This window comes from Paraburkholderia dioscoreae, assembly GCF_902459535.1.
Lineage (GTDB): Bacteria > Pseudomonadota > Gammaproteobacteria > Burkholderiales > Burkholderiaceae > Paraburkholderia > Paraburkholderia dioscoreae.
Genome location: NZ_LR699553.1, coordinates 4,077,992 through 4,096,979 on the forward strand (window position 1 = coordinate 4,077,992; position 18,988 = coordinate 4,096,979).

Here is an 18,988-nt window from a genome sequence, read left to right on the forward strand (position 1 = left end):
CCGCGAGCCCTTCCGGTTCAACCCGCGACACGGAATGCCATTGTGGCCAGACGATCGCGTCGGCGACATTACAATGCGGCAAAAACAACGGCCGCGCTATTGTCCGTGACCAAAACTCACCGCGCCGCCCGGTTGCCCTGTCAACCCATGCGCTGCCAGGGGCGCGGTCCCGCGAGAATATGAGCGTGCAGGTGATACACCTCCTGCCCGCCGCCCGGACCGGTATTGATTACCGTGCGAAAACCCGTTTCGCCGCCCGTGTACGCCACGCCTAACTGATCCGCCAGACGCGCGGTCAGGACAAGCATTCTACCAAGCAGCGGTGCATCGCTTTCGGTGCAATTCGACAGGGTGGCGATGTGCTTGCGCGGAATCACCAGCACGTGGGTTTCAGCGGCCGGGCGAATGTCGCGGAAGGCAACGAACTCGTCGTCTTCGTGGACTTTGGTCGACGGAATCTCGCCGGCGGCGATCTTGCAGAAAAGGCAGTTCGGGTCGTGACTCATCGTATTCCTGACACAGTATGGCTGGAGCGCGAAACGTGCGCGGCGCGGTTCATGTCAGGCCCGGCAACGCCCGGACGAAACTCAGAACCAGCCGCGCGGATTCGCGAGCGGCTTGTTATCGTACAGATACAGCCAGCCTTTGATAATACGGTACAACATCCAGATGCTCACGGCCCACAGTACCGGAATGCCGATCACCACGAACAGCAGCACGCCGCCGATCGCATAACCCAGCAAGGCCATCCAGAAGGAACGGATCTGCCACTCGAAATGGGCTTCATACGGCGTGCCCACCACGTCGGGCCGCTTGATGTAATTGATGATGATCGCGATCAGGATGGTCAGGCCGCCCGTCAGCCAGTGGACCGCGTACAGCGCGTAGAGGACGTGGGTGAGCGTGCGCAGGCTGCGCTCGCGCTCCGGCTCGATCGCGTTGCGATAAACCGTTGGCGGATAGCTTTCGTGCGACTGTTCCATGCTTGCGTCCTCCCGAGGATGCGCGTCAGATGCGTTCAGTGCAATATGGGCGCCGTTGCTCGCCAGTTCAAGACGGTGCGCCGAACGTCCGTCGTTCGGCCTCCGCTCAGTTGCCGCTCAGTCGTCGCTCAATCGCCGTTCTGCTCGCGGTCGCGGCTCTTGCGCAGCGCCTTTTCCTCGATACCCGACATGCCTTCGCGGCGTTCGAGTTCGGCGAGCACGTCAGCCGGGCTCAGATCGAAGTGCGACAGCATGACGAGGCAATGGAACCATAAGTCCGCGACTTCGCCGACCAGCGCCTTCGGCGCGCCGCCGTGGCGTGCGTCCTTGGCGGCCAGCACGACTTCGGTGGCTTCTTCGCCGATCTTCTTCAGCACCGCGTCGTCGCCTTTGTGGAACAGGCGCGACACATACGAGACCTCCGGATCGCCGCCCTTGCGGCTGTCGATGATCGCCGCGAGGCGCAGCAGCGTGTCGGTGGTGGACGCGGCGTTGGACGGCGTGGTTTGCGTGGATTGCGTCATTTGTAGATCTGTTCGGGGTCTTTCAGCACGGCTTCGACGGCGACCCAGTCGCCATCTTCCACCGAGCCTTCGAATTTCTGGAAAAAGCACGAGTGGCGGCCGGTGTGGCAGGCAATGCCCGACACCTGCTCCACCTTCAGCAGCACGACGTCTTCGTCGCAATCGAGCCGCAGTTCGTGCACGTGCTGCACGTGGCCGGACTCTTCGCCCTTGAACCACAGGCGCTGACGCGAGCGCGAGAAATACACCGCGCGCCCCGTTTCGACGGTTTTCGCGAGAGCTTCGCGGTTCATCCACGCGAACATCAGCACGTCGTTCGTCCACGCTTCCTGCGCGATCACCGGCACGAGGCCGTTCGCGTCCCATTTGACCTTGTCGAGCCAATTGACTGCCGAGGGATTCACCACGTCACAACCTCACCGAAATGCCCTGATCGGCCATGAAGCGCTTGGCCTCGCCCACGGTGTGTTCGCCGTAGTGGAAAATGCTCGCGGCGAGTACCGCGTCCGCGCGGCCTTCCTTGATGCCGTCGGCCAGATGCTGCAGGTTGCCCACGCCGCCCGAGGCGATCACCGGGATCGGCACCGCGTCGGACACGGCGCGCGTGAGCGCGAGATCGAAGCCGCTCTTCGTGCCGTCGCGGTCCATGCTGGTGAGCAGGATTTCGCCGGCGCCGAGTTCGGCCATCTTGCGCGCCCATTCGACGGCGTCCAGCCCGGTGGCCTTGCGTCCGCCATGCGTGAAGACTTCCCAGCGCGGCGCTTCGCCTGCTGCGGAGACGCGCTTCGCGTCGATTGCGACCACGATGCATTGCGAGCCGTATTTGTCCGTCGCGTCTTTCACGAGCTGCGGATTCGCCACCGCCGACGAATTCATGCTGATCTTGTCCGCGCCCGCGTTCAACAGGCGCCGCACGTCTTCGACGGCGCGCACGCCGCCGCCGACCGTGAGCGGAATGAACACCTGGGAGGCGACCGCTTCGATGATCGGCAGGATCAGATCGCGCTGATCCGAGGTGGCGGTGATGTCGAGGAAGGTGAGTTCGTCCGCGCCCTGATCGTCGTAGCGGCGGGCGATTTCGACCGGGTCGCCCGCATCGCGCAGTTCGACGAAGTTGACGCCCTTGACCACGCGGCCAGCCGTGACGTCGAGACAGGGGATGATGCGTTTAGCTAGAGCCATGATCTTGCAATTCTGCCAATACCGCTGATGAGGCCGCTCGCCTGGACGAGCGGCACAGTGCCGGCGCGGTCAGTCGCGCCGCCGGTGAGTTCCACGCAACCGGCTCGAGACGGTATGCCGGTGTCAGGTCGCGCCGCTCGGACGCCGGCGATTCGCTCGCCGCGACGCCGAACGCACGAGGCGCGAGCGGCAAGCCTGCCGGCCCCGCCTCCCCGTTTTAAGCGTCGTCCGATTCGCGCAGCCGATCCGCGAGGGTTTGCGCCGCCGCGAAGTCGAGATCGCCCGAGTAGATGGCCCGGCCGCAGATCACGCCTTCAATGCCTTCGTCTTCGACTTCGCACAGCGATTCGATGTCCGCGAGGTTCGACAAACCGCCGCTCGCGATCACCGGAATCTTCACCGCGCGAGCGAGACGCACCGTGGCTTCGATGTTGATGCCCTGTAGCATGCCGTCACGGCCGATGTCGGTATAGATGATCGACTCGCAGCCGTAGTCCTCGAACTTGCACGCGAGATCGGCCACTTCATGGCCGGTCAGCTTGCTCCAGCCGTCGGTCGCGACCTTGCCGTCTTTCGCATCCAGCCCGACGATGATATGACCGCCGAACGCCGTGCAGGCATCCTGCAGAAAGCCGGGATTCTTCACCGCCGCCGTGCCGATGATCACGTACGACAAACCGTCGTCCAGATAGCGCTCGATCGTATTCAGATCGCGAATGCCGCCGCCCAGCTGAACGGGAATCTCGCCGCCCACCTCCTCGATGATTGCGCGAATCGCGTCTTCGTTCTTCGGCTTGCCGGCGAACGCGCCATTCAGGTCGACGAGGTGCAGACGCCGGGCACCGCGATCGACCCAATGTCGGGCCATCGCCGCCGGTTCCTCGGAAAATATCGTCGCCTGGTCCATATCGCCCTGTTTGAGGCGTACACACTGACCGTCTTTCAGGTCGATGGCGGGAATCAGCAGCATAGCAATCGGGTGTTGTCTGGGAATGGGTTGAAGGTCGGCGCGAGCGGCTGAGGGTTCAGCCCGCCGGGACGCCGTTTCGCTAGTTTAGTACAACTCTTTCGACGCCCTTGCGCGGCGTCGTGGGCAAGCGAAATCGTGGTGCTGCGGGTGCGGCGCGCGGCAGGCGTTCCGCTTGTGGCAGAACGACGCACGGCGACAGGATGAAGAAAGGCGCTCACGGGTTCCAGTGCACGAAGTTGCGATACACGCGCAGCCCCGCTTCGGCGCTCTTTTCCGGGTGGAATTGGGTCGCGAAGATGTTATCGCGCGCCACCGCCGACGTAAAGGGCACGCCGTACACCGTTTCGCCCACGGTATGGGCGGCATTGTCCGGCACCACGTAATAACTATGCACGAAGTAGAAGAACGCGTTGTCCGCGACACCGTCCCACAGCGGATGCGGCTGCGTCTGATGCACGCGGTTCCAGCCCATTTGCGGCACCTTGAAGCGCGAGCCGTCGTCCTGCAGTTGGCCTTCCAGATCGAAGCGCAGCACCTTGCCGGGCAACAGGCCGAGGCCGGGTGTGCCGCCCTCCGCGCTCCAGTCGAACAGCATCTGCTCGCCGACGCACACGCCCATCAACGGCTTGGTGCGTGACGCTTCAATCACCGCTTCCTGCAGGCCGGACTCGCCGAGACTGCGCATGCAGTCGGGCATCGCGCCCTGCCCGGGCAGCACCACGCGGCCGGCGGCACGGATCGCTTCCGGCCGGTCGACGATCGCCACATCCGCTTCCGGCGCGGCTTTGCGCAGCGCCTGGGCAACCGAGCGCAGGTTGCCCATTCCGTAATCCACAATCGCTATCGAAGTTTTCATTTCAAATTAGGCAGCAATGCCTTCAATCCATCGACGATGAATTCCACCGCCAGCGCCGATAACATCAAACCCATGAGCCGCGTGCCGATGTTGATACCCGTGCGACCCACCCAGCGGGCAATCGGTTCGGCAAGGCGCAGCGAAAAAAAGCAGATCGCCGCCAATACCGCGCCGATCGCGACGAGGCTGATCCGGTCGTACCAATGCGCCGAGCCGGCCGCATAGATGATCGTAGTACTGATCGCGCCCGGACCGGTCAACAACGGAATCGCCAGCGGCACGACCGCGATGTTGTCCTTCTGCTCCGCTTCGTGGCGCTCTTCCGGCGTGGAACGGCTGTTGCCGATCTGCGCGTTCAGCATGTTGATCGCCATCAGCAGCATGATGATCCCGCCGCCCACTTCGAGCGAGCCGACCGAAATGCCGAAGAAGCTGATGATCTGCTGCCCGAGCAGCGTGGTCACCGCAATCACGCAGAACACCGAAATGGCTGCGATCCGGATGGTTCTACGCCGCTCGGCGTCGCTCTGATGCGCCGTCAGGCTCATGAAGAACGGGATGGCGCCGACCGGGTTGATCAACGCCAGCAGCGAAATAAACGACTTCAGAATGTCCATCGCACACCGGGCGCGAGCGCAAACGGCGCTGGTCCCGGTCCAGGTAAATAGGCCAATGAGCCGGCTCGTGAGCGCTTAAAGGCTGCCCTTGGTCGACGGAATCTGTCCGGCCGCGCGCTCGTCCAGTTCGGTGGCCATGCGCAATGCACGCCCGAACGCCTTGAACACCGTTTCCATCTGATGATGGGCGTTCAGGCCGCGCAGGTTGTCGATATGCAGCGTCACGCCGGCGTGATTGACGAAGCCGCGGAAAAATTCGATGGACAGATCGACGTCGAACGTACCGATGCGCGCGCGCGTGAACGGCACATGGAATTCGAGCCCCGGACGACCGGAAAAATCGATCACGACGCGCGACAGCGCTTCGTCGAGCGGCACGTAAGAATGACCGTAACGGCGGATCCCCTTGCGGTCGCCGATCGCTTTCGCGACGGCCTGGCCGAGCGTGATGCCGGTGTCTTCGACCGTGTGATGGTCGTCGATATGCAAGTCGCCATGCGCTTCGATTTCGAGGTCGAACAATCCATGCCGCGCGATCTGGTCGAGCATGTGGTCCAGAAACGGCACGCCGGTGGCCAGCTTCTGCTGACCGGTGCCGTCCAGATTGATCTTCACACGGATCTGCGTTTCGCTGGTGTTGCGAACGACTTCCGCAAGGCGCATGGTAATTCCTCGAATCTAGCTAGAAAGCGACAGGTATGTGGGATGGAAAAACGGCGGGCTGCGCGCGCTTTTCCGCAGTGGGGAAAAGCGCTTGCACGGCCATTCGGTACGCCTTCAATGCAATACGAGCTTCAGTGCAGCCAGCAATTGCGCATTTTCTTCGGGCGAACCGACGGTCAAACGCACGCAATTGGCCAGCAATGGATGCATTTTACTCACGTTTTTGATCAAAACCCGTGCCGCCAGCAGCGTTTCGAACAGGACCGACGCGTCCGGCACGCGCACCAGCAGAAAATTGCCGGCGCTCGGGAACACTTCGGCGCCCGGCAACCCGGCGACCGCGTGCGCGAGTTTCGTGCGTTCTTCGCGCAATTGCGCGGCTTGCGCGTCGAGCACGTCGACGTGGTCGAGCAGGAAATCGGCGGCGGCCTGCGTGAGCACGTTGGTGTTGTACGGCGGCCGCACCTTGTCGAATTCAGTCAGCCAGCCCGGTTTGCCGACCAGATAGCCGAGACGGATTCCGGCCAGACCGAGCTTGGACACCGTGCGCATCACTACCACGTTGTCGAACGCGTCGGCGCGCGGCAGCCAGCTTTGCTGAGCGAACGGCTGGTAGGCCTCGTCGATCACCACGAGGCTGCGGTTCGCCGCGGCGATGATGCGCTCCATGTCGGCGTCGTCGAACAGCGTGCCGGTCGGGTTGTTCGGATACGCAAGGTAGACGATCGCCGGCTGGTGCTCGGCAATCGCGGCAAGCATCGCTTCGGTGTCGAGCGTGAAATCCGCGTTCAACGGCACGCCGACGAACTCGAGATTCGCCAGCTTCGCCGACATCTGGTACATCACGAAGCCCGGCACCGGCGCGAGCACCTTGGCGCCCGGCTGCGCGCACGCGACCGACACCATGCTGATGATTTCATCCGAGCCGTTGCCGAGCAGCACGTCGCAGCCGGGCGGCACCTGCATCACACGCTTGATCTTCTCGATCAACGCATCCGGACGCGGCGCCGGATAGCGGTTCAGCGCGACGCCGGCCAGGTGCTCGCCCAGATGCGCGGCCAGCACCGGCGGCAGCGGGAACGGGTTTTCCATCGCGTCGAGCTTGATATAGCCCGTCGCGTCCGGAACCGGATAGCTCGTCATCGCGAGCACGTCGCGGCGGATGATGTCTTGAGGTGTCGTCATAGGTCGGTGGAGCGGGTCGCAAGGGAACGCGAGCCCGGCGTCGGCGGCATGCTGGCCGCCCGAGGTTGGTCTGTTTGTCTTGTCTGTATTTAACGTGGAATCGCGCGCAATCCGACGCACTCAGCCGTTTTGCCGCATCCGGTATTCGGCGCTGCGGGCATGCGCCTGCAGGCCTTCGCCGTAAGCGAGTTCGGCGGCGATCTCGCCAAGCGTCTGCGCGCCTTCCGCACTGACCTCGATCACGCTTGAACGCTTGAAGAAATCATAGACGCCCAAAGGAGACGAGAACCGTGCGGTACGAGACGTAGGCAAAACGTGGTTGGGCCCCGCGCAGTAGTCGCCGAGGCTTTCGCTGGTGTAGCGGCCGAGAAAGATCGCGCCGGCATGGCGGATCAACTGGCCCCACTGCTGCGGTTCCAGCGCGGAGATTTCGAGGTGTTCCGGGGCGATGTCGTTGGCGATCGCACAGGCTTCCGCCATGTCGCGCACCTTGATCAACGCGCCGCGGCCTTCCAGCGACGCGCTGATCACGTCGCGGCGCGGCATGGTGGGCAGCAGTTCGTCGATCGCATCTTTCACGCGGCCGATGAATGCGTCGTCCGGGCAGAGCAGGATGGACTGCGCGAGTTCGTCGTGCTCGGCCTGCGAAAACAGGTCCATCGCGACCCAGCGCGGGTCAGTGGTGCCGTCGCACAGCACAAGGATTTCCGACGGCCCGGCGATCATGTCGATACCGACCGTGCCGAACACGCGGCGTTTGGCCGACGCGACATACGCGTTGCCCGGACCGCAGATCTTGTCGACCGCGGGCACCGTTTCCGTGCCGTACGCGAGCGCCCCCACCGCCTGCGCGCCGCCAATCGTGAATACGCGATCCACGCCGCCCAGCAGCGCGGCCGCGAGCACCAGCGGATTCTTCACGCCGTCCGGTGTTGGCACCACCATGACGATTTCGCGCACGCCGGCCACCCGCGCCGGAATCGCGTTCATCAGCACCGACGACGGATACGCCGCCTTGCCGCCCGGCACGTAGATACCCGCGCGATCGAGCGGCGTGACCTTCTGGCCGAGCACCGTACCGTCGGCTTCCGTGTACTGCCAGCTATGGCTGCCGCATTCGATCTTCTGCTTCTCGTGGTAGCCGCGCACCCGCGCGGCCGCCGCTTCGAGCGCCGCGCGACGCTTCGGCTCGAGGCCTTCCAGCGCCGCTTCCAGCTCCGACATCGGCAGTTCGAGCGCGCCGACGCTCTTTGCCTCGACACGATCGAAGCGGCTCGTGTACTCGAGCACCGCGGAATCTCCGCGCGCCTTCACGTCGTTCAGAATCTGCGCGACCGAGCGCTCGATTGCTTCGTCTTCGCTCGCCTCGAACGCGAGCACCGCGTGCAACGACTTCTGGAAGTCGGGAGCGGTGGAATCGAGTTTGCGAATCTTGATAGACATACGGGTATCCGTTCCGGTAAGGCGCTCGTTACTGCATGTTCACACTGACGCGATCAGGCCGTCGTGGAGCCGGCTTTCGACGCACGTTCGAACGCGTCGAGGATCGGCCGCAACGCGGCGCGCTTGAGCTTGAGCGCCGCCTGGTTCACCACGAGGCGCGACGAAATCTGCATGATCTCCTCCACCTCGACAAGATTGTTAGCGCGCAAGGTATTGCCCGAGCTCACCAAGTCGACGATCGCGTCGGCGAGGCCCACCAGCGGCGCCAGTTCCATCGAGCCGTACAGCTTGATCAGATCGACATGCACGCCCTTGGCGGCGAAATGCTCACGCGCGGTTTCGACGTACTTGGTCGCCACGCGCAAGCGGGCGCCCTGGCGCACCGCGTTCACATAATCGAAACCGGCCGCGACCGCGACCGACATGCGGCAACGCGCAATATCCAGGTCGACCGGCTGATACAGGCCGCTGCCGCCGTGTTCGAGCAGTACGTCTTTACCCGCCACGCCGAAGTCGGCCGCGCCGTATTCGACATAGGTAGGCACGTCGGTGGCGCGCACGATGATCACGCGCAGGTTCGCGTCCGTGGTCGGCAGGATCAGCTTGCGCGAAGTCTCCGGATCTTCGGCCACTTCGATGCCGGCTGCCGCGAGCAGCGGCAACGTCTCTTCAAAGATACGCCCTTTCGACAACGCCAGCGTAAGCGGCGCACTCACCGCCGGCGACGACGAAGTTTGCGGCATTGCGCTCATGCCTGGCTCCCCGAGACACGGCGCACCTTCGCGCCGATAGCGGTGAGCTTGGTTTCCATCCGGTCGTAACCGCGGTCGAGGTGATAGATCCGGTCGATCAGCGTTTCACCGTCGGCGCGCAATGCGGCAATCACGAGGCTCGCGGACGCGCGCAGATCGGTCGCCATGACCTTCGCGCCGGAAAGCTGCTCGACGCCGGTCACGAGCGCGGTGTTGCCGTCGATCGTGATGTTCGCGCCCAGCCGGTTCAATTCCTGCACATGCATGAAGCGGTTTTCGAAGATCGTTTCGACGACCTGCGAGGTGCCGGTCGCAATCGTGTTCAGCGCCATGAACTGCGCCTGCATGTCGGTCGGGAACGCCGGGTATTCGGAGGTGCGGAACGTGACCGCGTTGGGACGCTTGTCCATGCGTACGCGCATCCAGTCGTCGCCCTCTTCGACCGTGACGCCGGCTTCGCGCAGCTTTTCGGTCACGGCTTCGAGAATCAGCGGACGGACCTTGCGCAGCGTGACGTCGCCACCGGCAGCCGCCACCGCGCACAGGAACGTCCCGGCCTCGATCCGGTCCGGAATCACCGTGTGCTTCGCGCCATGCAGCTTGTCGACGCCCTGGATCACGAGGCGATCCGTACCGATGCCTTCGATCTTCGCGCCCATCTCGACCAGCAGATGCGCGAGATCGCCGACTTCCGGCTCACGCGCCGCGTTCTCGATCACGGTCTCGCCTTCGGCCAGCACGGCTGCCATCAGCAGGTTTTCGGTGCCGGTCACGGTGATCATGTCGGTGACGATGCGCGTGCCCTTCAGCCGCTTCGCGCGTGCCTCGATGAAGCCGTGCTCGATCGTGATCTCCGCGCCCATTGCCTGCAGGCCCTTGATGTGCTGATCCACGGGGCGCGCGCCGATCGCGCAGCCGCCCGGCAGCGAGACGCGCGCGTGACCAAAGCGCGCGACCAGCGGGCCGAGCACGAGGATCGACGCACGCATCGTCTTGACCATTTCGTACGGCGCGACGAGGTTATCCACCTTCGACGCGTTCAGCGACACGCGGCCGTCGCCGCTCTCGATCTGCACGCCCATCTGGCCGAGCAGCTTGAGCATCGTGCGCACGTCCTGCAGGTCGGGCACGTTTTCCAGGTGCACAGGCTCCGCGCTGAGCAGACCCGCGCACAGAATCGGCAACGCCGCATTCTTCGCACCCGAGACGACGACTTCACCCGACAGCGGGTAGCCACCTTCAATGACGAGTTTATCCATGCCTGTCAGTTCCTGATTGCCCCGGACTTCGGCCGGAGCGGCTTTGACTGTGTTCGACGCGCCGCTACCGGCGTCGCGCCCTTCTTGAGTAATTCGCACTAAATTTCCAGATTACGCGTTCTGCCATTCGGCGGGCGTCAGCGTCTTCATGCTGAGCGCGTGGATTTCTTCGCGCATGCGGTCGCCGAGCGCCGCGTACACGAGTTGATGGCGCTGGATAGGACGCTTGCCTTCGAAGCTCGGCGAAACGATGGTCGCAAAGAAATGCTGGCCGTCGCCTTCGACTTCGAGATGCTGGCAGGCGAGCCCAGCCGCGATGTATTGCTTGACCTGTTCGGGAGTCGGCAACATAAGAGAAGCTCCTGATCAGTGGCGCAGTTTGTAGCCGGAAGCGAGCATGCGCATCGCCACCACGGCCAGCACCACAAAGAAACCGGCAACGATCGCGAGGCTCGCGAGCGGATTGATATCCGACATCCCGAAGAAACCGTAGCGAAAGCCGTCGATCATGTAGAAAAAGGGATTGAGCCGCGACACTTCGCGCCACACCGGTGGCAGCGTATGCGTGGAGTAGAACACGCCCGAGAGGAACGTGAGCGGCATGATCAGAAAATTTTGAAACGCCGCGAGCTGATCGAACTTTTCGGCCCAGATCCCGGCGATCAAGCCGAGCGTGCCGAGAATCGCCGCGCCGAAAATCGCGAACGCGACGATGTAGAGCGGCGCGCTGAAACTGACCGGCACGAACCAGATCGTCACGATGAACACGCCGAAGCCGACCGCCAGCCCTCGCGCCACGGCCGCGAGCACATAGGCGCCGAACATCTCGTAGTGCGACAGCGGCGGCAACAGGACGAACACCAGGTTGCCGGTAATCTTGGACTGGATCAGCGAGGACGAACTGTTGGCGAATGCATTTTGCAGCACGCTCATCATCACGAGACCCGGAATCAGGAAACTCGTGTATTCGACGCCCGGATAGACCTGCACATGACCGCGCAAAGCGTGGCCGAAAATCGTCAGATACAGGAGCGCGGTGATGATCGGCGCCAGCACGGTCTGGAACGCTACCTTCCAGAACCGCAGGAGTTCCTTGTAAAACAGCGTGGTGAATCCACTGTAACCGCTCATGCAAGCCCCTCGATCACTTCCGGACCGTTCATCACCTGAACGAACACATCTTCGAGATCGGCTTTGCGAACCTCGATTTCTTCGAATGCGCAGCCCGCTGCGCGGCACTGCGCGAGAATTTTCTCGACGTCGTCGTAACTCGCGAGACGCAGCAGATGCTGGCGGCCATTGCCGTTGCCCGTGCCGCTTTCCACTTCGAGCGGACGCAGATCGGCGGGCAGGACGCCTTGCGAGAAGCGCAGGAACAATTGCATGCCGGCAAAGCGTTGCAGCAGCGTGCTGGTGCGCTCGAGCGCCACGACCTCGCCGCGCCGCAGCATGGCGATGCGATCGCACAGCGACTCGGCTTCTTCCAGATAGTGCGTGGTCAGCACGATGGTGTGGCCTTCGCGGTTCAGGCGCGAAATGAATTTCCACAGCGTTTGCCGCAACTCCACGTCGACGCCCGCGGTCGGCTCGTCGAGCACGATCACCGGCGGCCGGTGCACCAGCGCCTGCGCGACCAGCACGCGACGCTTCATGCCGCCCGACAGCGCGCGCATGTTGGCGTCGGCTTTATCGGTGAGGTCGAGATTGGCCATGATCTCGTCGATCCAGGCGTCGTTGTTGCGCAGACCGTAATAGCCGGACTGGATGCGCAAGGTTTCGCGCACCGTGAAAAACGGATCGAACACGAGTTCCTGCGGCACCACGCCAAGCGCGCGGCGCGCGGCGCGGAAATCACTCACGACGTCGTGGCCACGCACCGCGATGCTGCCCTCGTCGGCTCGCGCGAGCCCGGCGAGGATGCTGATGAGCGTTGTCTTGCCCGCGCCGTTCGGACCGAGGAGTCCGAAGAACTCGCCTTCTTCAACTGTGAGGCTGACGCCCTTGAGCGCTTGCAAGTCCTTGTAGCGCTTCTTGACGTTACGAATTTCTATGGCTGACATTGACTGTGGGCCGCGTGCGTCGCGGCGCCTAAAGGAGCCCTGAGGGGGCGCACAAATGCTGGAAGGAACGGAATTGGGGCCGGTTATGGGCCCCAAAAAACGTTTGATTATAGGGCAAAAATCAGTGGCCCTATCTCAGCCGGGGGGTTGGGAAGTGACGCGGTTAGCGCGTCAATGTCGCGCCGATAGCAGGGTATCGACGCCGTAGGCTTGCGCAAGGCTGGCAAGGCCAGCCGGCAGATTGACGATTTCGAACGGGGTCCGGCGTGCCTGGGCGGCCCGCTGCCATGCGATGAGGACAGCCAGCGCGGACGAATCGAATTGCGCGAGCGGCGCGCAATCCACGCCGTTCGCGCCCGCCGCGATGCGTTGCAAACCCGCCGCGAGCGCGGCGCTCGCGCTCTCGTGGGTCAGCGTCGCGCCGCTCTCGAAGCGGCTGGCGACAGGGTTCGACACTTCGCTCACGACTGCTTGCCCGCGGCAAGTTGCTGGTTGCGCTGCGTGAGGAACTGGATCAGTCCGTCCACGCCCTTCTGCTGGATCTGCTCGCTGAACTGTTGCTGATACGCCTGGATCAGCCATGCGCCGAGCACATTGATGTCATACACGCGCCAGCCTTGCGGCGTCTTGTACAGACGGTAGTCGAGTTCGATCGGCGAGCCGTTGTTCATCACGACCGAGCGCACCACCGTGTCGGTGTCGTCCGGGCTCATGCGGAACGGCTTGTATTGAATCTGCTGGTCACGCACCTGAGCCAGCGCGCCCGAGTACGTACGGATCAGCAGCATCTTGAACTGCTCGACCACCTGGCTTTGCTGCTCCGGCGTGGCCGTGCGCCAGTTGCGGCCCATTGCCAGTTGCGTGGTGCGGCGGAAATCGGTGTACGGCAGGATCTTTTCGTTGACCAGCCGGGTGATGTGCGAGATGTCGCCTTGCTGGATCGACTTGTCTGCGCGAATTGAGTCGATCACCTGCTGGGTAACCGTCTTGATCATGCCGTCGGGCGAATTGGTGTCGACCGTTTGTGCTGATACACCGGCACTGGCAAACGAGAACAGCGCGGCGAACAGCGGAATCAAGAAGAATTTTTTCATCATAGGGAGCCTTGCCTTAAAAATAGTGCAACCGTTTGAGCCGACATTAGCACGCGAGTTCAGCCGCAATCCATGCGCAAACTGCGAGAGTCGTATCGATCTGTTACGGCTGCACGATCAACGCAATTTGAATGACGGAAAATTGAAACGCGTAGGCGGGACCAGTTGGCCGGCCGGGATCTGCGTCGTTTCAGGGCCGCCATTCAGGTCGAGCGGCGGCGTTTCGGCGCTGCCCGACGCGGCTTCCGGTACTGCCGCAGTGCCCGACGCCGCTTGCGGCGACGTTGCCGCCGTCGCGCCGGAAGCCGGCGCCTTCGCGGCAGCAGCACCTTGCGTGCCCGCCGTGCCGGTTACGGCGCCTGCCGGCGCACCGGCCGCGCTGCCCTCCATATCGTCGTATTTCGGCAGCGGCGCTTCGTCGCCGTAGTTCGGCAGCGCCTGCGACTGTTTGCCGTCCGACAACAGGTACTGACGGCGTTGCAGATACGCATTGCGCACGAACGAGTATTTGTCGAGCGCGGCGCCTTCCAGCACGTCGCTCGCGCCCAGCAGATTGGCACGCGTGTTGACCACGTTCAGGCCGTACAAAGCCCAGCTCAGACCAGCCGGATCGACGTAGCTGAGCGGGTTGATATAGTAATTGCCGATCGAGCCGACCGCGTCGCGCACGGTGCTCGGCCCGAACAACGGCAGCACGAGGTACGGGCCCGCCGGCACGCCGTAGTGACCGAGCGTCAGGCCGAGGTCGTTGTCGTGCTTGGGCAGCTTGGCGAGCGTCGCCACATCGAACAGGCCGCCCACACCGAACACCGTGTTGATCACGATCCGCATGATGTCTTCGACACCGTCGGTGATCTTCAGCTGCAGCAGGTTGTTGGCCGCAATGTAGACGTCGCCGATGTTCGAAAAGAAGTTCGTCACGCTGTCGCGCACCGGCTGCGGGGTCGCCCACACGTAGCCCTTCGCGACCGGCTTGAGCGCGTACTGGTCGAGCTTGTCGTTGACGGTGAACATCGTGCGGTTCAGACCTTCGAGCGGGTCGCCCTTGGTCGGTGTCTGCACGGTGGTACAGCCGGCGAGCAGCGCTGTGACGACTGCCAGTTTAGCGATCGGGAAGGCATGCGCGGCCCGGATGCGTGTGGTCTGCATTCTTTTTCTCCTTATTGAGCGCCCGCGCCGGAGGCGGGCAGGCCCGGTGCCGCAGGCGCTGCTGCGGGTGCGCTCCCGGCCGCGCCAGGCTTGGACGCACCGGAATCCGCAGCCTTGCTATACAGGAATTGTCCGATGAGGTTTTCCAGCACGATCGCCGATTGCGTCATGGAGATGGTGTCGCCCGCCTTGAGCATCTCCGTGTCGCCGCCGGGCTCGAGCCCGATGTATTGTTCGCCGAGCAGACCCGAAGTCAGAATCTTCGCCGACGTGTCTTTCGGAAACTGGTACTGCTTGTCGAGATCGATCGTGACGACGGCCTGATACGCGTTGCTGTCGAAGCCGATCTCACCGACCCGCCCGACCGTCACGCCCGCGCTCTTCACAGGGGCGCGCGCCTTCAGTCCGCCGATATTGTCGAATTTGAGCTTGACCGGATATGTTGCCTGGAACGACAACGAGCTCATGTTGCCGGCCTTCAGCGCAAGGAACAGCAACGCCACGAAACCCAACACCACGAACAGGCCGACCCAGAAGTCGAGAGCAGTCTTTTTCATCGTCATCCCAAAGTGAATCCGCCACGCCGTCGACACTTCCGCCGCGTGCGTCCGGTAGACGCGCCGCCAGCGAAAAAAATGTGGCGCAGTCTTAGCTGAACATCAGCGCGGTCAGCAGAAAATCGAGGCCGAGCACGGCAAGCGACGCGTACACGACCGTCTTGGTCGTGGCGCGCGACACGCCTTCCGGCGTCGGCTTGGCTTCATAGCCCTGAAACAGCGCAACGAACGTCACCGCGAGGCCGAATACCGCGCTCTTGACGACGCCGGCGCCCACGTCGTGCCAGACATCGACGCCGCCTTGCATCTGCGACCAGAACGCACCGGCATCGACACCGATCAGCAGCACGCCCACTACATAGCCGCCGAACACGCCGACCGCGCTGAAAATCGCGGCGAGGATCGGCATTGAAATAATGCCCGCCCACAGGCGCGGCGCGATCACGACCTTCACCGGATCCACCGCCATCATTTCCATTGCGGTCAGTTGCTCGCCCGCTTTCATCAAGCCGATCTCGGCCGTGAGCGACGTACCGGCGCGCCCGGCGAACAGCAGCGCCGTGACCACCGGCCCGAGTTCGCGCACGAGCGAGAGCGCGACCAGCAGTCCGAGCGCCTCCTCGGAGCCGTACCGGGTCAGCGTGTAATACCCCTGAAGACCGAGCACGAAGCCGACGAACAGGCCCGACACGGCGATGATCACCAGCGAATAATTACCCACGAAGTGGATCTGCTTCGTGACAAGACGCGGACGGCGCAACAACGGGAAAAACTCGAGCAGCAGCCGGAAGAAGAAACGCGTGGCATAGCCGGCCGTGCCCAGCCCATCGAGCACCGAGCGGCCGATCGCACTGATCATGACTGACCTCCGCCAATGCCGAAGTCCGCCGCGAGCGGCGTCTTGCTGGGATAGTGAAATTTGAAGGGGCCGTCCGGCGCGCCGTCGATGAACTGGCGCACGGTGGGATCGGTCGACTCCCGCAGTTCGGCGGGCGTGCCTGCGGCATGAACTCCGCCGTTGGCCAGAAAGTAGACGTAATCGGCAATCGCGAACGATTCCGGCACGTCGTGAGTGACGAGGATCGACGTGGCGCCGAGCGCCTGATTCAGCGCGCGGATCAGGTTCGCGGTAATGCCGAGCGAAATCGGATCGAGACCGGCGAACGGCTCGTCGTACATCATCAGTTCGGGATCGAGCGCGATGGCGCGCGCAAGTGCCACGCGCCGCGCCATGCCGCCTGAAATCTCCGACGGCAGCAGGTCGCGCGCGCCGCGCAAGCCGACCGCGTTGAGCTTCATCAGCACGAGGTCGCGGATCAGTTCGTCGGGAAGGTCGGTGTGCTCACGCAGCGCGAAGGCGACGTTGTCGAACACGGACATGTCGGTGAAGAGCGCGCCGAACTGGAACAGCATGCCCATCTTGCGCCGCAGCGCGTAGAGGCCGTCGCGCGTTTGCCGGCCGATGTCCTGGCCGTGAAACAGGACCTCGCCGCGCTGTGCGCGCACCAGACCACCGATCAGGCGCAGCACCGTGGTCTTGCCGCAGCCCGAGCCGCCCATGACCGCGACGACCTGGCCGCGCTTGAAGCGCAGGTTCAGGTTCGACAGGACGAGCCGGTCGCCATAACCGAAGTCGACGTCGCGCAACTCGAGTAAGGTCTCGGGTGAGGAAGACACGAAACTGACAGTCCTTTTACACGGAAGGCCGAATTATAGGGCCATCGTGCAAAAGTTGCCCTGAGGGTGCCCCGTCGTTAACCAAACGTGACGATTATTGCGTAAACGCTTGTTGCAGTGCAGAAACGGCAGAACCCGGATCCGCTGCTTCGGTCACCGCACGCACCACGGCCGCGCTGCCCACGCCCGTGGCCAGCACGTCGGGCAGCACTTGCAGGTCAATGCCGCCGATCGCCACCAGCGGCACGACGCCATCGAGCAGCCGCACGTAGCGGGCCAAACGCCGCAGGCCTTGCGGCTCGGTCGGCATGATCTTGGTGGTGGTCGGAAACACCGCGCCCAGTGCAATGTAGCTTGGCCGGAAATGCAGCGCTTTCAGAATCTCGTAGAAACCGTGGGTCGACAGACCGAGACGTACGCCTGCCGACGCGAGCGCGGCGAGGTCCGCCGTATGCACGTCTTCCTGGCCGAGGTGGACACCGTAAGCGCCGGCTTCGAGCGCAGCCTGCCAATGGTCGTTGATGAACACCTGCGCATCGTACTGACGGCCGACCGCCACGCAGCGGGCAATTTCGCGCTTCAGTTCGTCGGCGGGTTCGGCGGATTTGCGGCGCAACTGCACCGTCTTCACGCCGAAACCGACTACCCGCTCGACCCATTCCGCGGTCGGCAGCACGGGATACAAGCCGAGCCGCTCCGGGCAGCGCGCGAACGCCTGCGCAGGCGCGTCGGGCAAACCGGCGAGACGCGGAAAGCGGCTGAGATCAGCGGGAAAGGCGTCGTCGGCACGGGTTTCGTCGCCGTCGCGCCAGGCCAGCGCCAGCACCAATGCGTCATGCGGATCGAAACCACAGTCCAGAAAAGCCGCCAGCGCGGCAATCCAGTCTTCCGCCAGATGGCCTTCCAGGCGGTATTTTTCGCCGCCCAGATGCAGCGTGGCCTTCTCCTCGGCGGCTTCGATCACGCCGGCGCCGCGCACCAGCCAGCGCGCCATCTGCTCGCCGTGCTGCTGCGCGTCGGCAATCACGATCAGGTCGCTGCCGTTCAGTTCGTCCGGCGCGGTCAGGCAGATGCGCCACGGCGCATGAGTTGGCGGCCAGTCGCCCAGCCGGGCGCGGATGCGCTCGGCGGCCTCGGTGAGTTCGTCGGCGGGCGGCCAGAAAAGGTCGCGATCTTTCAATGTCAAAGTCTGCGTCATGCGGCGCTCCCGTCTTGATGCCAGAACGGCATGCCGACCACCGGCGTGCTCGCGTGCGCGCTTTCGCGCTCGGCCATCGGCCCCGCCAGAAAAGCCTGGCGGCCCGCTTCGACGCCCAGCGCAAAGGCGCGTGCCATCGCGTCGGGGTGCGTTGCCTGCGAGACGGCGGTGTTCAGCAGCACGCCGTCGAACCCCCACTCCATGACCTGCGCAGCATGCGACGGCACGCCGAGCCCGGCGTCGACGATCAGCGGCACGTCTGGCAGCCGCTCGCGCAACACGCGCAGGCCGTACGGATTGATCACGCCCTTGCCGGTGCCGATCGGTGCGCCCCACGGCATTAGCGCTTCACAGCCGGCGTCCAGCAGACGGCGGCCGATCACCAGGTCTTCCGTGCAATACGGCAGCACCTTGAAGCCGTCCTTGACCAGTTGCGTGGCCGCTTCGATCAGGCCGACCGGGTCGGGCTGCAGCGTGTAGTCGTCGCCGATCAGTTCGAGCTTGATCCACTCGGTGTCGAAGATTTCGCGCGCCATATGCGCGGTCGTCACCGCCTCGCCGACGGTCAGGCAGCCGGCCGTGTTCGGCAGGAGCGGCACGCCGTGACGCTTGAGCAGGTCGAAGAAGCCGGCTTCCGCGCCGCCTTCGTTCATCTGCCGGCGCAGCGCGACGGTCACCATGCCGGGGCGCGCCGCGCCAATGGAATCGGACAGCGATTGCAACGACGGATAGCGCGAGGTGCCGAGCAGCACACGGCTCGCGAAGGTCTGTCCGTAAAGCGTGAGCGCGTCGGCGGTCTGGAGGGAAGTCATTTGCATA

Annotated in this window: 24 protein-coding genes; all 24 read right to left on the reverse strand. The window is 63.8% G+C overall.

Features of this window, described 5'->3' with window-relative positions; genetic code table 11:
- Positions 1–140: 140 nt before the first annotated feature.
- A complete protein-coding gene (locus tag PDMSB3_RS18400; protein WP_007180216.1) occupies positions 141–506 on the reverse strand; it encodes a histidine triad nucleotide-binding protein in 366 nt (121 codons plus the stop codon).
- Between the two features lie 81 nt (positions 507–587).
- Positions 588–983 (reverse strand): DUF4870 family protein, encoded by a 396-nt coding sequence (locus PDMSB3_RS18405; protein ID WP_165187139.1) that lies wholly within the window; start codon positions 981–983, stop codon positions 588–590.
- Positions 984–1,111: 128 nt separating this feature from the next.
- Positions 1,112–1,507, reverse strand: a complete 396-nt coding sequence (locus tag PDMSB3_RS18410; RefSeq protein WP_011489988.1) for a phosphoribosyl-ATP diphosphatase — start codon at positions 1,505–1,507, stop codon at positions 1,112–1,114.
- The gene (gene hisI, locus PDMSB3_RS18415) at positions 1,504–1,914 is read right to left on the reverse strand and encodes a phosphoribosyl-AMP cyclohydrolase (RefSeq protein ID WP_197740238.1); all 411 of its coding nucleotides are present in this window, start codon (positions 1,912–1,914) and stop codon (positions 1,504–1,506) included. The genes PDMSB3_RS18410 and hisI overlap by 4 nt, the downstream gene beginning before the upstream one ends.
- Position 1,915: 1 nt before the next feature.
- Positions 1,916–2,689 carry an imidazole glycerol phosphate synthase subunit HisF gene (gene hisF, locus PDMSB3_RS18420; RefSeq protein ID WP_007180212.1) on the reverse strand — a complete coding sequence of 258 codons (774 nt, stop codon included), beginning with the start codon at positions 2,687–2,689 and terminating at the stop codon, positions 1,916–1,918.
- Positions 2,690–2,906: 217 nt separating this feature from the next.
- Positions 2,907–3,659, reverse strand: a complete 753-nt coding sequence (gene hisA, locus PDMSB3_RS18425) for a 1-(5-phosphoribosyl)-5-[(5-phosphoribosylamino)methylideneamino]imidazole-4-carboxamide isomerase (protein WP_007180211.1) — start codon at positions 3,657–3,659, stop codon at positions 2,907–2,909.
- A gap of 214 nt (positions 3,660–3,873) precedes the next feature.
- The gene (gene hisH / locus PDMSB3_RS18430) at positions 3,874–4,515 is read right to left on the reverse strand and encodes an imidazole glycerol phosphate synthase subunit HisH (protein WP_165187143.1); all 642 of its coding nucleotides are present in this window, start codon (positions 4,513–4,515) and stop codon (positions 3,874–3,876) included.
- Entirely contained in the window at positions 4,512–5,132 is a 621-nt protein-coding gene (locus PDMSB3_RS18435; protein WP_007180209.1) for a YchE family NAAT transporter, read from the reverse strand. The genes hisH and PDMSB3_RS18435 overlap by 4 nt, the downstream gene beginning before the upstream one ends.
- A gap of 75 nt (positions 5,133–5,207) precedes the next feature.
- The gene (gene hisB / locus PDMSB3_RS18440) at positions 5,208–5,795 is read right to left on the reverse strand and encodes an imidazoleglycerol-phosphate dehydratase HisB (RefSeq protein WP_064267519.1); all 588 of its coding nucleotides are present in this window, start codon (positions 5,793–5,795) and stop codon (positions 5,208–5,210) included.
- Positions 5,796–5,909: 114 nt separating this feature from the next.
- Positions 5,910–6,980 carry a histidinol-phosphate transaminase gene (gene hisC / locus PDMSB3_RS18445; RefSeq protein WP_007180207.1) on the reverse strand — a complete coding sequence of 357 codons (1,071 nt, stop codon included), beginning with the start codon at positions 6,978–6,980 and terminating at the stop codon, positions 5,910–5,912.
- A 120-nt stretch (positions 6,981–7,100) separates the two neighbouring features.
- Positions 7,101–8,423 carry a histidinol dehydrogenase gene (hisD, locus tag PDMSB3_RS18450; protein ID WP_007180206.1) on the reverse strand — a complete coding sequence of 441 codons (1,323 nt, stop codon included), beginning with the start codon at positions 8,421–8,423 and terminating at the stop codon, positions 7,101–7,103.
- Positions 8,424–8,476: 53 nt separating this feature from the next.
- Positions 8,477–9,175: an ATP phosphoribosyltransferase gene (gene hisG / locus PDMSB3_RS18455; RefSeq protein ID WP_007180205.1), complete on the reverse strand. Its 699-nt coding sequence runs from the start codon at positions 9,173–9,175 to the stop codon at positions 8,477–8,479.
- Complete coding sequence (gene murA / locus PDMSB3_RS18460) at positions 9,172–10,434, reverse strand: UDP-N-acetylglucosamine 1-carboxyvinyltransferase (protein WP_007180204.1); 1,263 nt, start codon at positions 10,432–10,434, stop codon at positions 9,172–9,174. Before murA ends, hisG begins: the two co-directional genes overlap by 4 nt.
- A gap of 111 nt (positions 10,435–10,545) precedes the next feature.
- Complete coding sequence (locus tag PDMSB3_RS18465; RefSeq protein ID WP_007180203.1) at positions 10,546–10,785, reverse strand: BolA family protein; 240 nt, start codon at positions 10,783–10,785, stop codon at positions 10,546–10,548.
- A 15-nt stretch (positions 10,786–10,800) separates the two neighbouring features.
- On the reverse strand, positions 10,801–11,565 hold the full coding sequence (locus PDMSB3_RS18470) for an ABC transporter permease (protein WP_007180202.1): 765 nt from the start codon (positions 11,563–11,565) through the stop codon (positions 10,801–10,803).
- Positions 11,562–12,494: an ABC transporter ATP-binding protein gene (locus PDMSB3_RS18475; RefSeq protein WP_165187145.1), complete on the reverse strand. Its 933-nt coding sequence runs from the start codon at positions 12,492–12,494 to the stop codon at positions 11,562–11,564. Before PDMSB3_RS18475 ends, PDMSB3_RS18470 begins: the two co-directional genes overlap by 4 nt.
- 171 nt (positions 12,495–12,665) lie before the next feature.
- Entirely contained in the window at positions 12,666–12,959 is a 294-nt protein-coding gene (locus PDMSB3_RS18480) for an STAS domain-containing protein (RefSeq protein ID WP_007180200.1), read from the reverse strand.
- Entirely contained in the window at positions 12,956–13,588 is a 633-nt protein-coding gene (locus tag PDMSB3_RS18485) for an MlaC/ttg2D family ABC transporter substrate-binding protein (protein WP_035518479.1), read from the reverse strand. The genes PDMSB3_RS18480 and PDMSB3_RS18485 overlap by 4 nt, the downstream gene beginning before the upstream one ends.
- A 117-nt stretch (positions 13,589–13,705) precedes the next feature.
- Positions 13,706–14,737 carry an MlaA family lipoprotein gene (locus tag PDMSB3_RS18490; protein ID WP_007180198.1) on the reverse strand — a complete coding sequence of 344 codons (1,032 nt, stop codon included), beginning with the start codon at positions 14,735–14,737 and terminating at the stop codon, positions 13,706–13,708.
- 11 nt (positions 14,738–14,748) lie between these two features.
- Positions 14,749–15,294, reverse strand: coding sequence for an outer membrane lipid asymmetry maintenance protein MlaD (gene mlaD / locus PDMSB3_RS18495; RefSeq protein ID WP_007180197.1), 546 nt, complete (start codon positions 15,292–15,294; stop codon positions 14,749–14,751).
- A gap of 91 nt (positions 15,295–15,385) precedes the next feature.
- Positions 15,386–16,153, reverse strand: coding sequence for a lipid asymmetry maintenance ABC transporter permease subunit MlaE (mlaE, locus tag PDMSB3_RS18500; RefSeq protein ID WP_165187147.1), 768 nt, complete (start codon positions 16,151–16,153; stop codon positions 15,386–15,388).
- Positions 16,150–16,971: an ABC transporter ATP-binding protein gene (locus PDMSB3_RS18505; RefSeq protein WP_007180195.1), complete on the reverse strand. Its 822-nt coding sequence runs from the start codon at positions 16,969–16,971 to the stop codon at positions 16,150–16,152. The genes mlaE and PDMSB3_RS18505 overlap by 4 nt, the downstream gene beginning before the upstream one ends.
- Positions 16,972–17,065: 94 nt before the next feature.
- On the reverse strand, positions 17,066–18,169 hold the full coding sequence (gene thiE / locus PDMSB3_RS18510; RefSeq protein ID WP_007180194.1) for a thiamine phosphate synthase: 1,104 nt from the start codon (positions 18,167–18,169) through the stop codon (positions 17,066–17,068).
- Positions 18,166–18,981, reverse strand: a complete 816-nt coding sequence (locus tag PDMSB3_RS18515; protein ID WP_007180193.1) for a thiazole synthase — start codon at positions 18,979–18,981, stop codon at positions 18,166–18,168. The genes thiE and PDMSB3_RS18515 overlap by 4 nt, the downstream gene beginning before the upstream one ends.
- Positions 18,982–18,988 lie beyond the last annotated feature (7 nt).

What these genes read in the sequence shown, in the direction of transcription:
- PDMSB3_RS18400 (WP_007180216.1), bottom strand. Translation starts at nt 506, where the DNA reads ATGAGTCACGACCCGAACTGCCTTTTCTGCAAGATCGCCGCCGGCGAG.
- PDMSB3_RS18405 (WP_165187139.1), bottom strand. Translation starts at nt 983, where the DNA reads ATGGAACAGTCGCACGAAAGCTATCCGCCAACGGTTTATCGCAACGCG.
- PDMSB3_RS18410 (WP_011489988.1), bottom strand. Translation starts at nt 1,507, where the DNA reads ATGACGCAATCCACGCAAACCACGCCGTCCAACGCCGCGTCCACCACC.
- hisF (WP_007180212.1), bottom strand. Translation starts at nt 2,689, where the DNA reads ATGGCTCTAGCTAAACGCATCATCCCCTGTCTCGACGTCACGGCTGGC.
- hisA (WP_007180211.1), bottom strand. Translation starts at nt 3,659, where the DNA reads ATGCTGCTGATTCCCGCCATCGACCTGAAAGACGGTCAGTGTGTACGC.
- hisH (WP_165187143.1), bottom strand. Translation starts at nt 4,515, where the DNA reads ATGAAAACTTCGATAGCGATTGTGGATTACGGAATGGGCAACCTGCGC.
- PDMSB3_RS18435 (WP_007180209.1), bottom strand. Translation starts at nt 5,132, where the DNA reads ATGGACATTCTGAAGTCGTTTATTTCGCTGCTGGCGTTGATCAACCCG.
- hisB (WP_064267519.1), bottom strand. Translation starts at nt 5,795, where the DNA reads ATGCGCCTTGCGGAAGTCGTTCGCAACACCAGCGAAACGCAGATCCGT.
- hisC (WP_007180207.1), bottom strand. Translation starts at nt 6,980, where the DNA reads ATGACGACACCTCAAGACATCATCCGCCGCGACGTGCTCGCGATGACG.
- hisD (WP_007180206.1), bottom strand. Translation starts at nt 8,423, where the DNA reads ATGTCTATCAAGATTCGCAAACTCGATTCCACCGCTCCCGACTTCCAG.
- hisG (WP_007180205.1), bottom strand. Translation starts at nt 9,175, where the DNA reads ATGAGCGCAATGCCGCAAACTTCGTCGTCGCCGGCGGTGAGTGCGCCG.
- murA (WP_007180204.1), bottom strand. Translation starts at nt 10,434, where the DNA reads ATGGATAAACTCGTCATTGAAGGTGGCTACCCGCTGTCGGGTGAAGTC.
- PDMSB3_RS18465 (WP_007180203.1), bottom strand. Translation starts at nt 10,785, where the DNA reads ATGTTGCCGACTCCCGAACAGGTCAAGCAATACATCGCGGCTGGGCTC.
- PDMSB3_RS18470 (WP_007180202.1), bottom strand. Translation starts at nt 11,565, where the DNA reads ATGAGCGGTTACAGTGGATTCACCACGCTGTTTTACAAGGAACTCCTG.
- PDMSB3_RS18475 (WP_165187145.1), bottom strand. Translation starts at nt 12,494, where the DNA reads ATGTCAGCCATAGAAATTCGTAACGTCAAGAAGCGCTACAAGGACTTG.
- PDMSB3_RS18485 (WP_035518479.1), bottom strand. Translation starts at nt 13,588, where the DNA reads ATGAAAAAATTCTTCTTGATTCCGCTGTTCGCCGCGCTGTTCTCGTTT.
- PDMSB3_RS18490 (WP_007180198.1), bottom strand. Translation starts at nt 14,737, where the DNA reads ATGCAGACCACACGCATCCGGGCCGCGCATGCCTTCCCGATCGCTAAA.
- mlaD (WP_007180197.1), bottom strand. Translation starts at nt 15,294, where the DNA reads ATGAAAAAGACTGCTCTCGACTTCTGGGTCGGCCTGTTCGTGGTGTTG.
- mlaE (WP_165187147.1), bottom strand. Translation starts at nt 16,153, where the DNA reads ATGATCAGTGCGATCGGCCGCTCGGTGCTCGATGGGCTGGGCACGGCC.
- thiE (WP_007180194.1), bottom strand. Translation starts at nt 18,169, where the DNA reads ATGACGCAGACTTTGACATTGAAAGATCGCGACCTTTTCTGGCCGCCC.
- PDMSB3_RS18515 (WP_007180193.1), bottom strand. Translation starts at nt 18,981, where the DNA reads ATGACTTCCCTCCAGACCGCCGACGCGCTCACGCTTTACGGACAGACC.